Raw genomic sequence first — 14,922 nt, 5'->3', positions numbered from 1 at the left:
GCCCCCGCCTGACCTGCCGGGACGCCTGAAGCGAGGGACAACTCGCCTCAGGCGCCCGGTGGTCAACCCAGCACTTCCCGCATCCGATACCAGAACATGCCAAGGGCCAGCAAGGGTGAACGCAGAGCGCGTCCGCCGGGGAAGGTCATGTGCGGCACGGCGCTGAACACGTCGAAGCCTTTGCTATGGCCGACATGGATCGCTTCGCCCAACAACTTCGCGCACCAGTGGGTCACGTTCAGTCCATGGCCGGAGTAACCCTGGGCGTAGAACACGTTCGGGTGCTGGCTCAGGCGCCCGACCTGGGGGAAGCGGTTGGCCGAGATGCCGATCTTGCCACCCCACTGATAGTCGATGCGCACATCGGCCAGTTGCGGGAATACCTTGAGCATCTGCGGGCGCATGTAGGCGCTGATGTCCGAAGGATCGCGCCCGGAGTAATGGCAGGCACCGCCGAACAGCAAACGCCGGTCAGCCGAGAGCCGGTAGTAATCCAGGCCGACTTTCTGGTCGCACAGCGCGACGTTGTGCGGGATCAGTTTTGCCGCGGCATCTTGCGACAACGGCTCGGTGGCGATGATGTAGCTGCCCGCCGGGAGCACCTTGCCGCTGAGTTTCGGTTCCAGTTCTTCGAGGTGCGCGTTGCAGGCCAGCACCAAGGTGTCTGCGCGCACCGTGCCACCGGCGCAACGGACCTGCACCGTGCTGCCATGGATCAACTCCAGCACCGGGCTCTGCTCGAAAATATGCACCCCAAGGGACTCGGCAACTTGCGCTTCGCCAAGGACCAGGTTCAGCGGATGCAAATGCCCCGAGCCCATGTCCACCAGGCCACCGGCATACACACCGGAATTCACCACCTGTTCACGAATTTGCTCCGGTGCCACCAATCGGGTTTCAAAGGCGTAGCCGGATTCAATCAGTTCCGTCTGCTCGGCCTTGAGCGCCTTGAACTGGGCCGGGGTATTGGCCAGCTCGCAAAAGCCCCAGCTCAGATCGCAATCGATACCGTGCTCGCGGACGCGATTGGCCACGACTTGCACCGACTCGGTCCCGGCATGCTCCAGGTATTGCACGCCATCGGCGCCGATGTGCCTGGCGAAACCACTGACGTCATGGCCGATGCCTCGAATCAACTGGCCACCGTTGCGCCCGCTGGCGCCCCAGCCAATTCGCCGGGCTTCCAGCAAGATCACCGAGAGCCCGCGCTGGGCCAGTTCGATGGCGGTGTTGATGCCGGTGAAACCCGCGCCGACCACGCAGACGTCGGCCGTAAGGTCCGAGGCCAGCGCGGGACGCTGCCTCATGCCCTTGGCGGATGCCGCGTACCAGGAGTGGGTGTGTTCCTTGGTGTACTGATTCATTTGTTGGACTTCACTTTGCTCCACGAGCGGGTCATCAGGCGCATGATCGACTGCGGCGGCGTGGTGGAGATGTAGAGTTTGTCGAGGACTTCCTGGGGCGGATAAACCTCGGGGTTGCTGACCAGCTCAGGGTCCATGTACTGCTTGGCGGCCGGGTTCGGGTTGGCGTAGCCGACCGACTCACTGACCTTGGCAATCACTTGCGGGTCCAACAGGTAGTTGATGAAGGCGTGGGCTTGCTTCGGATTGCCGGCGTCGGCGGGGATGGCCAACAAGTCGAACCACAGATTGGCGCCTTCCTTGGGAATGGCGTAGGCGATGTTCACGCCGTTCTTGGCTTCCTTGGCGCGGTTGGCGGCCTGGAACACGTCGCCCGAGTAACCGAACGCCACGCAGATGTCGCCGTTGGCCAGGTCCGAGACGTACTTGGAGGAGTGGAAGTAGGTGATGTAGGGACGGATCTGCAGCAGCCTGGCTTCGGCCTTTTTGAAGTCCTCGGGGTTTTCGCTGCGCGGGTCCATGCCCATGTAGTTGAGCATCGCCGGGAACACTTCGTCCGCCGAGTCCATCATCGACACGCCGCAGGCACTGAGCTTCTTGATGTTTTCCGGTTCGAACAGCACGGCCCAGGAATCGATCTTGTCGATGCCCAGCACCGCCTTGACCTTGTCGACGTTATAGCCGATGCCGTTGGTGCCCCACAGGTACGGCACAGAGTGTGCGTTGCCCGGATCGTTTTTCTCAAGCAAAGCCAGCAGTTTCGGGTCGAGGTTCTTGAAGTTCGGCAGTTGCTCGCGATCGAGCTTGAGGAACGCGCCGGCCTTCACCTGGCGGGCGAGGAAGTGGTTGGACGGCACCACCACGTCATACCCGGTACGACCGGCGAGCAGTTTGCCTTCCAGGGTTTCGTTGGAATCGAATACGTCGTAGATCACCTTGATCCCGGTCTTGGCCTGGAAGTCGGCGAGGGTGGTTTCGCCGATGTAGTCGGTCCAGTTGTAGACGCTGACCTGGGGCTGGGCCTGGGCAACGGCACTGAACAGAATCGCCAGCGCGGCCGGGACCACGGATTTCAAAAGACGCATATCGATACCTCTTGGAATTATTGGATTGTTCAGGTGATTCTTTGGTGTTCTGTCGGCCGTCATCGCGAGCAGGCTCGCTCCCACATTTGGAATGCGTTCCCCTGTGGGAGCGAGCCTGCTCGCGAAGGTCTTAAGGACAGCGCAAATCTCAGACGCTGAGCATCAGGAACTCACGCTCCCAGGAGCTGATCACCCGTTTGAAGTTCTCGTGCTCGGCGCGTTTGACCGCGACATAGCCGCGCACGAACTTGCTGCCCAGGTAGCGGCTGACGGTGTCGCATTCTTCCATCTGGGTCAGGGCGTCTTCGATGGTAATCGGCAGGCGCAGGTTGCGACGCTCATAGGCGCGGCCCTCTACCGCGGCGCTCGGCTCGATGCGCTCGACCATGCCCAGGTAACCACACAGCAGGCTGGCGGCGATGGCCAGGTACGGGTTGGCGTCGGCACCCGGCAAGCGGTTTTCCACGCGCATTGCATCGGGGCTGGAAGTCGGCACGCGCAGGCCGACGGTGCGGTTCTCTTCGCCCCATTCGACGTTCACCGGTGCCGAGGTGTCCGGCAGGAAGCGGCGGAACGAGTTGACGTTAGGCGCGAACATCGGCAGCACTTTCGGGATGTACTTCTGCAAACCACCGATGTGATGCAGGAACAGCTCGCTCATGTTGCCATCGGCATCGGCAAAGATCGGCTGGCCCGTGGCAATGTCCACCACGCTCTGGTGAAGGTGCATGGCGCTGCCCGGCTCGTCGCCGACCGGCTTGGCCATGAAGGTTGCCGCCACGTTGTGCTTGAGCGCCGCTTCACGCATGGTGCGCTTGAACACGGTGATCTGGTCGGCCAGGTCCAGGGCGTTGCCGTGACGGAAGTTGATTTCCATCTGCGCCGGGCCGTCCTCGTGGATCAGCGTGTCGAGGTCCAGACCTTGCAGTTCGCACCAGTCATAGACGTCTTCGAACAGCGGGTCGAATTCGTTCGCCGCGTCGATGGAGAACGACTGGCGACCGCTTTCGGCGCGGCCAGAACGGCCCATCGGCGCCTTGAGCGGCAAGTCCGGGTCTTCGCAGCGCTGGGTCAGGTAGAATTCCATTTCCGGCGCGACAATCGGCCGCCAGCCCTTGTCGGTATACAACTGCAGGACTTTCTTCAGCACGTTGCGCGGCGACAGTTCGATCGGGTTGCCGAACTTGTCGAAGGTGTCATGGATCACGATGGCGGTCGGCTCGATGGCCCATGGCACCACGTAGACGGCGTCGGCGTCGGGCTTGCAGACCATGTCGATATCGGCCGGGTCGAGCAGGTCGTAGTAGATGTCGTCGTCGACAAAGTCCCCGGTTACCGTTTGCAACAACACACTTTCCGGCAGGCGCATGCCTCGCTCATGCAGGAACTTGTTGGTGGGTGCGATTTTGCCGCGTGCAATGCCGGTCAGATCGCTGACGACGCACTCGACTTCGGTAATCTTGTGATCTTTCAGCCAAGTGAGCAGCTGATCGAAAGGGACATTCATAAAGACCTCGTTATTGGTTTTATTAACGCCAGGAGAGACCGGTTTCATCCGCCGGACACTTCCCCTGTAGCGCGTTGACGACTATCTTGTGCGAGCCTTGCGGTTCCATCTATCCACTTTAAGCAGCACAAAGCGCACCAAAAGAGTGCGCAAGGTCGCCCCATGACAGGTTCCACTTCCCTTCAGGTCCAAGCGTTCAACACCGCCGATGTCGCCGAGCAAATCCGCGCCACGCCGGGTTGGGTGCAGCAATACCAGCAGATGTCGCCTGGGCACTTCGCAGGCCTGGTGCGTTATCTGGATCTGCAGGGCGTGGAAATTTACGAAGAGTCGATGAACACCCGGGTCGAGCAGAATTTCAGCGCGCCCCAGGGCTCGTTGTCGTTCTGTTTCGATCGCGGCGACAACGCGCTGTACGTGTTGAATGGCGAAAGCCGCAACATCTGGATCACCCCGGAGAACTACCAGGAAATCGCCGTGGTGTTCGGGCCGGAGTTTGTAAAGCGCCACAGCCTCGACATCGCCAGGCTCGAAGGGCTGTTCATGGCACCGCTCAACTCCCGGCAGAACGCGCTGTTTTGCCGTTGGCTCAGCGGGACCTTGACGCGGCTGTCGCAGACCTTCGATCCACCAAGTCGCGAAGCGCTGACCCAGCAACTGCTGGAAGATTGCCTGTTCATCCTCGACAACGCTTGTGTCGGCCTCGACCAGGGCGCGTTGCAGCGCCGTGCCGGGGAGCGGTCGATCATGAAGCGGGTAGGGGAATGGGCGGCGGACACCCCGGAAGAACACCTCAACCTGCTGGAGTTGTCCCAGGTCGCGGGGGTTTCACTGCGCCAGTTGCAGCATGCGTTCAAAACCTACACCGGCATGTCGCCGACCCAATGGTTGCGCCTGCGCCGCCTCAACAGCGCCCGCCGCGAATTGCTCAGCCGCACGCCGATGCAAACCACCGTGGCCGAAGTGGCGATGCATTGGTCGTTCTGGCATCTGGGGCGGTTTTCCAGCAGCTACCGCGCGTTGTTCAACGAGCTGCCGAGCGACACCCTCAAGCGTGCGAGTACCACTCAGGCAAACAGTCGCAGCCGACGTTAGAACGTCGGCGGCGTAATCACCCAGATCACCACTGCATCGACATCGCCGGGGTTGCCGTAGCGGTGCGGTTCCTGGCTGGAAAAGCTGAAGCTGTCGCCTTCATTGAGCTGGAAATGGCGCTCGCCGACCCACAACTCGAAACGCCCCGAGAGCAAGTAACCGGCTTCTTCACCGTCGTGGCTGTAGCTTTGCTGGCTGTAGGTGCCGGGCGGGAAACGCGAGTGGAGCATTTCCAGTTGACGGTTGGCCTGCGGTGTCAGCAACTGGTCGACGATGCCGTCTTCGTAGTGCACGTTCAGGCGGCTGTTCTTGCGCACCACGACGCCGTCATCCTCTGGCGCGGTGACTGCTTCACTGGCGAAGAACCACTGGATGGTAACGCCGAGGCTGCGGGCAATGTTGAACAGCGCCGGAATCGACGGGTAGGCGAGGTTGCGTTCCAGCTGGCTGATGTAGCCGGCGGTGAGTTCGCTCTGTTGCGCCAGTTCCGCCAGGGTCATGCCCCGGCGCTTGCGCAGGCCGCGAATGCGCGTGCCGAGAAAATGCGGTTCGGCGCTGCCTGATACGGGCTGGGTCTTGCTGTTGTTGCTCATGGAAAATTCCGAACCGGGAAGGGGCCACATCCCCCTGTAGGAGCGAGCCTGCTCGCGATGGTCGTTAACGATAACGCTGGAAGCCTGACACCCAGCGGTGTTCTCGGGTTCATCGCGAGCAGGCTCACTCCTACAGGGGCGGTGTTAGCCGTTAAAGCCCCGGAGTATAAACAGCCTTAAAGCTCCCACGCGACTTTCAGGCCTTCATAAATCGCTTCTTCGGCGGTACGCGGTGCCAGGCAGTCGCCGATTCGGCGAAACTCCACCAGCCCTTGCAACTCAGCGCCCAGGGTATCCACCGGTTGATGCCCCTGGCACAGCACCAGCGTATCGATGTTTTCCATCAACATCGGTTCGCCACTGGCGGTGTGTTGCAGGTACACCGTGTTGTCATCGCAGCCATACAGCCTCGCGTAAGGGGTGATCGGCACACCCAGCTTATGCAGCTCGCCGGCCAGTTGATCGCGCACGTACAGCGGCAGGTTTTCCCCGCAATGGGTGCCGTTGACCGCCAGTTGCACCTGGTGCCCGGCGCGCACCAGCCGTTCGGCGATACCGGGGCCGATCCAGTCGCAACGCCAGTCGACCACCACCACTGAGCGGCCGATCCGTACTTCATCGCGCAGCACTTGCCAGGCGTCCACCACCTGCAATTCACCGCCGCGCTCGAAGGGCGGCCAGTAGGGCTCGGCTCCGGTAGCGACGATCACCACGTGCGGTTTTTCCTGCTCCACCAGTGCCCGGTCGACTCGGGTATTGCGCACCACGCGCACGCCGGCCAGTTCCATTTCTCGCTGCAGGTTGGTACTCGCTCCGCCGAACTCGCTGCGCCGTGGCAGCAGTTGCGCGAGCAATACCTGACCGCCCAGTTGCGAATTGGCTTCGTACAGCGTCACCTCATGGCCGCGCTGGGCCGCGACGGTGGCGGCTTTCATCCCGGCCGGTCCACCGCCGGCGATCATGATGCGTTTGCGCTGTGGCGCTTGTCGGCGTTCGCCGAAGACCAGTTCGCGCCCGGTTTCCGGGTGCTGGATGCAGGAAATCGGCAAGCCCTTGTGGAAGTGGCCGATGCAGGCCTGATTGCAGGCAATGCAAGCCCGCACGTCTTCGACGCGGCCGGTGTCGGTCTTGTTGGGCATTTGCGGATCGCAGATCAGCGCCCGGGTCATGCCGCACACATCGGCCTGGCCGCGAGCCAGAATCAGCTCGGCTTCCTGGGGCTGGTTGATGCGCCCGGTGACGAACAGCGGAATGTCCAGACTGGCCTTGAAGGTTCCGGCTTCCCTGGCCAGGTACGCCGCTTCGATCGCCATGGGCGGCACGATATGCACCGCGCCACCAAGGGAAGCCGAGGTGCCGGCGACGATATGCACGTAATCAAGCTGCGCTTGCAGTGACTGCACGGCGGCCAGGGATTCGTCCTCGGTCAGGCCCTCAGGGTCGCGCTCGTCGGCGGAGATGCGCAGGCCGACGATGAACTGCTCGTCGGTCGCCTCGCGCACAGCGGCTATGACCTCGCGCAGAAAACGCAAACGCTGCTCCAGTTCGCCGTTGTAGCCATCGGTACGCCGGTTGACCCGCGGATTGATGAATTGCGCCGGCAGGTAACCGTGGCTGGCCACGACCTCGACGCCATCGATGCCTGCCTGGTGCAGGCGCCGGGCGGCAGCGGCATAACCGGCGACGATCTCGTCGATCATCGCCTGGTCCAGCGCGCGGGGCATCACCCGGAACCGTTCGTTGGGCACCGACGATGCAGAGTAGGCCACCGCCAGCAGGCCATCGCTGGACTCCATGATCTCCCGCCCCGGATGGAACACCTGGGACAACACCACAGTGCCGTGGGCATGGCAGGTTCGCGCCAGTTTGCGGTAGCCCTCGATGCATGCATCGTCGGTGGCCATCAGCACGTGGGAGGTGTAGCGCGCACTGTCATGCACGCCAGCCACCTGCAGCACGATCAGCCCCGCACCGCCTTCGGCACGCGCCCGGTGATAGGCGATCAATTGTTCATTGACCAGGTTGTCGGTGGGCATCGAGGTGTCGTGTCCGCTGGACATGATGCGGTTCTTCAGGCGCTTGCCACGGATCTCCAGGGGTTCGAACAGGTGCGCGAAGGCGGGTGTCGGCATGGTGCGATTACTCCAGGCAGGCTGCTCTTTGTAGGAGCGAGCCTGCTCGCGATGGTCGTCAACGATAACGCTGGGTATCTGATACCCCGCGGCGTTCTCAGGTCCCTCGCGAGCAGGCTCGCTCCTACAGAGGCATCAGGTTTCGGTTGTTATTATTGGTCTATAGAAGTTTACCTTAAGTAAAAAATCAACTTGTTTTTTTACTGTGGCGTGGAGTAGTTTCATCTCGAGCCCGCTCCCGGGCCGAACCTCACAACAATAAAAAAGGGCTGCGCGGGCCTTGGGTCCCGTGGCACCTGCAAGAGGAACCATTGATGAAATCGCACATGCTCAAGCACGGTTTTTATCCCTTGGTGTTGTCCGTGGCCATGGGCCTGGGCAGTGCTCAGGCAGCATCGGACATGGTAGTGGTCGGTTACGGCGGAGCCGGACAAAAAGCCCAGGACGTGGCGTTCTTTCAACCCTTCGCCGCCGTGGATCAAAGCAAGGTGATCCAGAGCGAATACAACGGCGAGATGGCCAAGATCAAAGTGATGGTCGACACCGGCAACGTCGACTGGGACGTGGTGCAGATCGAAGGCCCGGACCTGATGCGCGGCTGCGAGGAAGGCATGTATGAGCGCCTGGACTGGACTCGCCTGGGCCACGCCGACCAGTTGATTCCCGAAGCGGCGCAGGAATGCGGTTCCGCTGCGCTGGTGTGGAGCGTGGCCATTGCCTACGACACTGACAAACTGGCCCAGGCCCCGACCTCGTGGGCAGATTTTTGGGACGTGAAGAAAACCCCCGGCAAGCGTGGGCTGCGCAAACGCGCGGTGTACAACCTGGAATTCGCCTTGCTGGCCGACGGGGTGAAAACCGAAGACGTCTACAAGGTGCTCGGCACCCCGCAGGGCGTGGACCGGGCATTCGCCAAACTCACTGAACTCAAGCCTTACATCCAGTGGTGGGAGGCGGGCGCACAGCCGCCGCAATGGCTGACCGCCGGCGATGTGGTGATGACCTCGACCTACAGCGGGCGCATCGCCGATGCCGCGCAGAAAGGCAGCCACCTCGCTCTGGTGTGGCCCGGCAGCCTGTACGGCATGGACTACTGGGCGATCATCAAAGGGTCCAGACATGTGGATCAGGCCAAGCGCTTTATTGCCTTCGCCAACCAGCCGGACGCCCAGGTCAACTACGTGCAGCAAATTCCCTACGGCCCGACCAACACCCAGGCCGCCGCGCGGCTGGACGACAAACTGGCGCAATGGGTGCCCACTGCGCCACAGAACCTCAAGGGTGCACTGTCGATGAACGTGGGTTTCTGGGTCGATCATGGTGAGGAGCTCGAAGAACGCTTCAATGCATGGGCCAGTAAATAACCGCCTGCGGCTGGACGCAGGGAAGCGTCCAGCATTACTGTCTGCCCCAGCCGATCAGTGTAGAGAACTCCAATAATGAACAATATTCAGATGGCACCGACTGCTGAACGCAGCGCCACCGAACAGCGCCTGCGTGAGGAACTGGCAGCCTGTTATCGCTTGATTGCGCACTTTCGCATGACCGATCTGATCTTCACCCACATCTCGATGCGCATTCCGGGGCCGGAGCATCACTTTCTGATCAACCCTTACGGGCTGATGTTCGATGAAATCACCGCGTCCAATCTGGTCAGGATTGACCTCAATGGCCATGCCGTGGAGCCTTCGCCGTACCCGGTCAACCCGGCCGGCTTCGTGATCCACAGCGCCATCCATGGCGCCCGTGAAGATGCGCAATGCGTGCTGCATACCCACACCAAATCCGGTTGCGCGGTGGCGGCGTTGAAGTGCGGACTATTGCCGGTGAACCAGATTTCCATGGAATTCTATGGCCGGGTTGCCTACCACGACTACGAGGGCGTGGCGCTGGACCTGAGCGAGCAGCAACGTCTGGTGGCGGATCTGGGTGACAAGTCGGTACTGATGTTGCGCAACCATGGTTTGTTGACAGTGGGCGAGACGGTGAGCCAGGCGTTCCTGCGCATGTATTACCTGGAAAAGGCCTGTGAAATTCAGTTGGCGGCCATGGCTGCCGGTGAGTTGGTGCTGCCGCCGGCGGAGGTTTGCGCGCATACCGAGCGGCAGTTCAACGACCCCGGTCGGCCACTGGAAGAAGGCCAGCTCGCGGATCCGGATGCCATGCAACTGGCCTGGGCGGCGTTGTTGCGGTTGCTGGATCGAGTGGCGCCGGGTTACCGCGACTGATCCAGATCCTGTGTTGAATGGACTAACGCCATCGCGAGCAGGCTCGCTCCCACAGGGGATTTGCGTCGTACACCAAATATGTGGTCACCCGGATCAAAGGTGGGAGCGAGCCTGCTCGCGATGGGGGCGCCGCGGTTCTCAGGCTTACACCTGACTGGAGAAATGGCCCGCTCTTGCTGTACAGTCGTTCAGCCCGCCGCTAACCCGCACAGGCCTGAACGATTGAACCAAGGAGCGTGTCGCCCATGAATCAGGAAGCCCGTTTTTCCCGCATGGAACCGGAGTTGCGCAAAGCCAACCTGATCGAGGCGACGCTGGTGTGCCTCAAGCGTCATGGTTTCCAGGGCGCGTCGATCCGCAAGATATCCGCCGAGGCCGGGGTTTCGGTGGGGCTGATCAGTCATCACTATTCCGGTAAGGATGAACTGGTGGCCGAGGCCTACATGGCGATCACCGGACGGGTCATGACCTTGCTGCGCGATGCCATGGAGCAAGCCGCGCCGAATGCCCGAGAGCGCTTGTCGGCGTTTTTCCGCGGGTCGTTTTCCGCCGAGCTGCTCGATCCGCAACTGATCGATGCCTGGCTGGCGTTCTGGGGCGCGGTGAAAACCGCCGAGGCCATTAACCAGGTCCACGATCATTCCTATGGCGAGTATCGCGGCATCCTCGGCAGGGTGCTGGCGGAACTGGCTCGGGAGGAGGGTTGGGAAAACTTCGACGCCGACCTCGCGGCTATCAGCCTCAGTGCCTTGCTCGACGGCTTGTGGCTGGAGTTCGGGCTGAACTCGGGTACCTTCACGCCGCAGCAGGGCATCCAGATTTGCGAGGCCTGGGTCGACGGGTTACAGGCCGGCGGACGCCAGCGTTTTTGCGTGCGGACGAGCGACTGTTGATCAGTTGTTCAGTACTGGATACTCTCTGGCGCCGATGCAGGAAAACACTCCAATAAGAAACGGGCCCTCAGGGCCTATGCCGGACACCAAGCGATGACTCCTCGGGTATTGATCGTCGATGACGATCCGCTGATTCGCGATCTGCTGCACGCCTACCTGTCCCAGGAAGGCTACGACGTCCACTGCGCCGCCACGGCGGAACTGGCGGAAACCTTCCTCGCCAGCCAGAGCGTCGACCTGGTGATGCTCGACATCCGCCTGCCGGGCAAGGACGGCCTGACCCTGACCCGCGAGCTGCGGGTGCGCTCGGAAGTCGGGATCATCCTGATCACCGGGCGCAACGACGAAATCGACCGCATCGTCGGCCTCGAATGCGGCGCCGATGACTACGTGATCAAACCCCTCAACCCAAGGGAACTGGTGTCCCGGGCGAAAAACCTGATCCGCCGGGTACGTCATGCGCAAACGCCTGCGCCGGTCGTCGCTGCGGCCAAACCGGTCAAGCAATTCGCCGACTGGTCGCTGGACACCGACCGCCGTCGCCTGATCGATCCTTCGGGCAGCGAAACCCTGCTGACCCACGGCGAGTACCAGTTGCTCAGCGTGTTCCTGCGTAACAGCGGCCACACCCTCAGCCGCGATCAGTTGATGGACCAGATCCGCAACCGCGAGTGGGTGCCCAACGACCGCTCCATCGACGTGCTGGTCGGGCGCCTGCGCCGCAAGTTGCACGACGATCCGGCCGAACCCCAGTTGATCATCACCATTCACGGCGCCGGTTACCTGTTCACCGCCAGCGTGGCGGCCTGAAGCTGATGGCGCGATGGCTTTGCCTGCTGGTGATGCTGGTGATGCTGGTGGCCGGCCATGCCGTCGCGGCGGACAAGGTTCGCTATTGCGATTACCCGGTGTACCCGCCGGTCTCATGGAGTGATGGCAAGCAGGTGCGCGGCCTGGCGCCGAGCGTGGTGAAGAACCTGTTTGGCCAGTTGGGTTACGAGGTCGAGATAGTCGTGCTGGGTAACTGGAAACGCTGTCTGCTGGACGCCGCCGAAGGCCGGGTCGATGTGGTGCTGGCCTACAGCACCGCGCAACGGGAGCAAAGCATGCTGTTCTCGACGGTGCCGGTATTGCGCGAAGAAGTGGCGCTGTTCATCAACCGCCGGCATCCGGTGAGGTTCGAACAGCTGGACGACCTGGCCCGTTACCGTGGCGGCCTGTTGTTCGGCGAGAGCTATGGGGTGGAGTTCGATCGCATGGTTGCGCGCAACAACAATATCGAATGGGTGTCCGACAGCCGCCAGAACTTCGGCAAGCTGATTCGCGGGCGTATCGATTTCATCACCCAGGAGCGACGCACCGGCCAGCTGTACGTGGAAAACCTGCCAGGCGGCCAGGACATCGTTGCCTTGCCCAAGGCATTGAACGTGGACTATCTGCGGGTCGCCGTGTCGCGGCACTCGCCCTTGGCCGCTCGCATGCCCGAGATCAATGCGCAGTTGCAGCGGATGGTCGATGCCGGTGACATCGAGCGCTGGCTCAACGAAAGCGAAGTGACCTACCGCGACATGATCAACCTGCCGGCGGATGCGCAATGATTCGCGCCCGTCCCGGTGGACTGCTGCGGCGCCTGTTGCTGTTCATTCTGTTGTTCAGCCTGTGCTTCACCGTGCTGGCCAGCAGCGTGCAACTGTACATCGAGTATCGACGGGAAATGCGCGACATCGATTCGCGCATGGAGCTGATCCGCGCCGGCTACCTGGCCAGCCTGGAACGCAGCCTCTGGGATTTGAATCAGGAGCAATTGAACGTGCAGTTGCGCGGGCTGGTGGACTTCTCCGACGTCGCCCGGGTGCACTTGACCAGCGCCGATTTCGATCTGATTCAGGGCAATCCACACCCCACGGGGCCGATGCGCATCGAGCGCTTTGTCCTGGACTATCAGCCGCCGTCCGGCCCTTTGCGCAATCTTGGCGAGCTGGAAGTGAGCACGGATCTGGGGGCGGTGTACCAGCGTCTCTACGCCACCGGTTTGACCAGTCTGTTGTGGATGGCGGTGTTTCTCTGCGGCCTGGCCGTGGCGTTGTCGGGCTTGTTTTATCGACTGGTGACCCGGCACCTGAAAGTCATGGCCGAGTTTGCCCGGCGTATCGCCGCCGGTGAGTGGCACGAACCCCTGCACCTGGACAAGCGTCGCGGCAGCGACGAGATCGATACCGTGGCCCATGCGCTGGACGATATGCGCCGGGCGATCCTGCGGGACATCGAGCGCCGGGAAACCGATCGTCTGGCCTTGCAGGACAACCGTGACGAATTGCTGAAAATGGTCGAGCGCCGCACCGCCAGCCTGATGCGCGCCAAAGACGAGGCGGAAGCGGCCAACCTTGCCAAGTCGCGGTTCCTGGCGACCATGAGCCACGAACTGCGCACGCCCCTCAATGGCATTCTCGGCATGGCCGAGCTGCTGCGCGGCGCGCGTCTGGACGCCCAGGACGGCAAACGCCTGGATGCCTTGCACAAGGCTGGCGAAGGCTTGCTGACGATCCTCAACGAAGTGCTGTATTTCGCCAAGCTGGAGGAGGGCGTCAGCCATCCCGAACCGGTGGATTTCTCATTGCGCCAGTTGCTCGACGAGGTACTCACGCTGTTGGAACCGCGAGCGCTGAACAACGACACGATCCTCAGTTGCCGCATCGATCAGCGCATTGCCGAGCATCACCACGGCGCCGAGCAGTTCCTGCGTCAGGTACTGAGCAACCTGCTGGCCAACGCGATCAAGTTCACCGAAGGCGGCGAAGTCAGCGTCGAGGTAGCACTTCTCAGCGAAACCGGCGAGCAGACGGGGCAGCGGCTGCGGGTCAGTGTCACGGACGACGGCATCGGCATTGCCCCTTTGATGCAGGCGAAGATTTTCGAGCGTTTCACCCAGGCCAGCGAAGAAGTTGCGCAACGTTTTGGTGGCACCGGGCTGGGGTTGGCCATCTGCAAACATCTGGTGGAGCAGATGGGCGGCCGTATCGGCGTGGACAGTGAAGAGGGGCGCGGCAGTTGTTTCTGGTTCGAGCTGTCCCTGCAGCCGGCCAGCGGCGTGGCTCAGGCCCCGCCTGTGCGGGCGGCGGGGCCGGCACTGAACATCCTGGTGGTCGAAGACGTGGCACTCAACCGCGAAGTGGCCAAGGGCTTGCTGCAACGGGACGGCCACCGGGTGTGGCTCGCCGAAGAAGCGGATCAGGCACTGCAACACTGCGCGGCGCGGGTGTTCGATCTGATGCTGCTGGACGTGCACCTGCCGGGTATCAGCGGCGTCGAGTTATGCCGGCAGATCCGCCACAGCGACGGGCCGAATCGCCGCACTCGCATTTTCGCTCTGACCGCCAGCGTGCAGCCGGCGCTGGTGCGCGGTTATCTGGAGGCCGGCATGGACGGTGTCCTGGCCAAGCCCTTGAAGCTGGAAAACCTGCGCCAGGTGCTGGAAGGGCAGGCGCCCGTGGCCGAGTCGCTGCCGAGCGATGAGGCAATGGACTGGCCGCTGTTGCAGACTCATCGCAGTCTGCTCGGCGAGCAAAAAGTCCAGAGTTTGCTGGCGGTACTGCGTGACTCGATTCTTCAGCACCGCGATGCGCTGCATGAAGCCATTGCCGCCGACGACTGCACCGAGGTCGCGCAACTGGCGCACCGTCTGGCCGGCAGTTGCGACTCGCTGGGGTTTCGCTCACTGGCCACGATGCTCAGGGCGCTGGAGACGTTGGCCTTGGGCAGCGATGAATCGGCGATCCGCCACATGAGCCTCGCGCTGGATGAACAAATGCAGCAGGCACTGACCAGCCTGAAAGGCCTGTTGCAGAGCTGACGTACAAGTTTGTTACGACTTTGTACAACTTCGATCTTTACGGTCAACGCGAACTTACATGGCTTTCCAATAATCGACGCAACCGCCGCAGCGCGGTCTTCGAAGCTTATTGGAGATAATAATAATGACTTGCCGTAAAGCTGATCCCTCCCTGCGCCGTGACGTCCTGTCGCGC

The 14,922-nt window shown here is 61.9% G+C and carries 12 protein-coding genes; 7 read left to right on the top strand and 5 right to left on the bottom strand.

Features of this window, described 5'->3' with window-relative positions; translation table 11 throughout:
• Positions 1 to 62: 62 nt before the first annotated feature.
• The 3 genes from BSF44_RS11235 to BSF44_RS11225 form a co-directional block, all read right to left on the bottom strand.
• Entirely contained in the window at positions 63 to 1,364 is a 1,302-nt protein-coding gene (locus BSF44_RS11235) for an FAD-binding oxidoreductase (RefSeq protein WP_095943555.1), read from the bottom strand.
• On the bottom strand, positions 1,361 to 2,449 hold the full coding sequence (locus BSF44_RS11230) for a polyamine ABC transporter substrate-binding protein (protein WP_095943554.1): 1,089 nt from the start codon (positions 2,447 to 2,449) through the stop codon (positions 1,361 to 1,363). Before BSF44_RS11230 ends, BSF44_RS11235 begins: the two co-directional genes overlap by 4 nt.
• A gap of 148 nt (positions 2,450 to 2,597) precedes the next feature.
• Positions 2,598 to 3,956, bottom strand: a complete 1,359-nt coding sequence (locus BSF44_RS11225) for a glutamine synthetase family protein (RefSeq protein ID WP_095943553.1) — start codon at positions 3,954 to 3,956, stop codon at positions 2,598 to 2,600.
• 162 nt (positions 3,957 to 4,118) lie between these two features.
• Here BSF44_RS11225 and BSF44_RS11220 point away from each other — a divergent pair, with 162 nt between their 5' ends.
• Positions 4,119 to 5,051 (top strand): helix-turn-helix domain-containing protein, encoded by a 933-nt coding sequence (locus tag BSF44_RS11220; RefSeq protein WP_095943552.1) that lies wholly within the window; start codon positions 4,119 to 4,121, stop codon positions 5,049 to 5,051.
• Here the strand turns inward: BSF44_RS11220 and BSF44_RS11215 are convergent.
• Both BSF44_RS11215 and BSF44_RS11210 read right to left on the bottom strand, forming a co-directional pair.
• Positions 5,048 to 5,644, bottom strand: coding sequence for a cupin domain-containing protein (locus BSF44_RS11215; RefSeq protein ID WP_095943551.1), 597 nt, complete (start codon positions 5,642 to 5,644; stop codon positions 5,048 to 5,050). The two genes, BSF44_RS11220 and BSF44_RS11215, sit on opposite strands and share 4 nt — an antisense overlap.
• Positions 5,645 to 5,820: 176 nt before the next feature.
• The gene (locus BSF44_RS11210) at positions 5,821 to 7,776 is read right to left on the bottom strand and encodes an FAD-dependent oxidoreductase (RefSeq protein ID WP_095943550.1); all 1,956 of its coding nucleotides are present in this window, start codon (positions 7,774 to 7,776) and stop codon (positions 5,821 to 5,823) included.
• A 314-nt stretch (positions 7,777 to 8,090) separates the two neighbouring features.
• On the opposite strand from BSF44_RS11210, the gene BSF44_RS11205 reads away from it, so the two are divergent.
• The 6 genes from BSF44_RS11205 (at position 8,091) to BSF44_RS11180 (ending at position 14,747) form a co-directional block, all read left to right on the top strand.
• Positions 8,091 to 9,140 (top strand): ABC transporter substrate-binding protein, encoded by a 1,050-nt coding sequence (locus tag BSF44_RS11205; RefSeq protein WP_095943549.1) that lies wholly within the window; start codon positions 8,091 to 8,093, stop codon positions 9,138 to 9,140.
• 75 nt (positions 9,141 to 9,215) lie between these two features.
• Positions 9,216 to 10,004 carry a class II aldolase/adducin family protein gene (locus BSF44_RS11200; protein WP_095943548.1) on the top strand — a complete coding sequence of 263 codons (789 nt, stop codon included), beginning with the start codon at positions 9,216 to 9,218 and terminating at the stop codon, positions 10,002 to 10,004.
• A 245-nt stretch (positions 10,005 to 10,249) separates the two neighbouring features.
• A complete protein-coding gene (locus BSF44_RS11195) occupies positions 10,250 to 10,897 on the top strand; it encodes a TetR family transcriptional regulator C-terminal domain-containing protein (protein ID WP_095943547.1) in 648 nt (215 codons plus the stop codon).
• Between the two features lie 93 nt (positions 10,898 to 10,990).
• A complete protein-coding gene (locus BSF44_RS11190) occupies positions 10,991 to 11,707 on the top strand; it encodes a response regulator (RefSeq protein ID WP_095943546.1) in 717 nt (238 codons plus the stop codon).
• Positions 11,708 to 11,712: 5 nt separating this feature from the next.
• Positions 11,713 to 12,495 (top strand): ABC transporter substrate-binding protein, encoded by a 783-nt coding sequence (locus BSF44_RS11185; RefSeq protein ID WP_095943545.1) that lies wholly within the window; start codon positions 11,713 to 11,715, stop codon positions 12,493 to 12,495.
• Positions 12,492 to 14,747 carry an ATP-binding protein gene (locus BSF44_RS11180; RefSeq protein ID WP_095943544.1) on the top strand — a complete coding sequence of 752 codons (2,256 nt, stop codon included), beginning with the start codon at positions 12,492 to 12,494 and terminating at the stop codon, positions 14,745 to 14,747. The genes BSF44_RS11185 and BSF44_RS11180 overlap by 4 nt, the downstream gene beginning before the upstream one ends.
• The last annotated feature ends 175 nt before the right edge of the window (positions 14,748 to 14,922 follow it).

This window comes from Pseudomonas sp. ACN8 (assembly GCF_002303925.1).
In the GTDB taxonomy this organism is placed as follows: Bacteria; Pseudomonadota; Gammaproteobacteria; order Pseudomonadales; family Pseudomonadaceae; genus Aquipseudomonas.
This window is presented reverse-complemented; position numbering and strand designations above follow the sequence as displayed.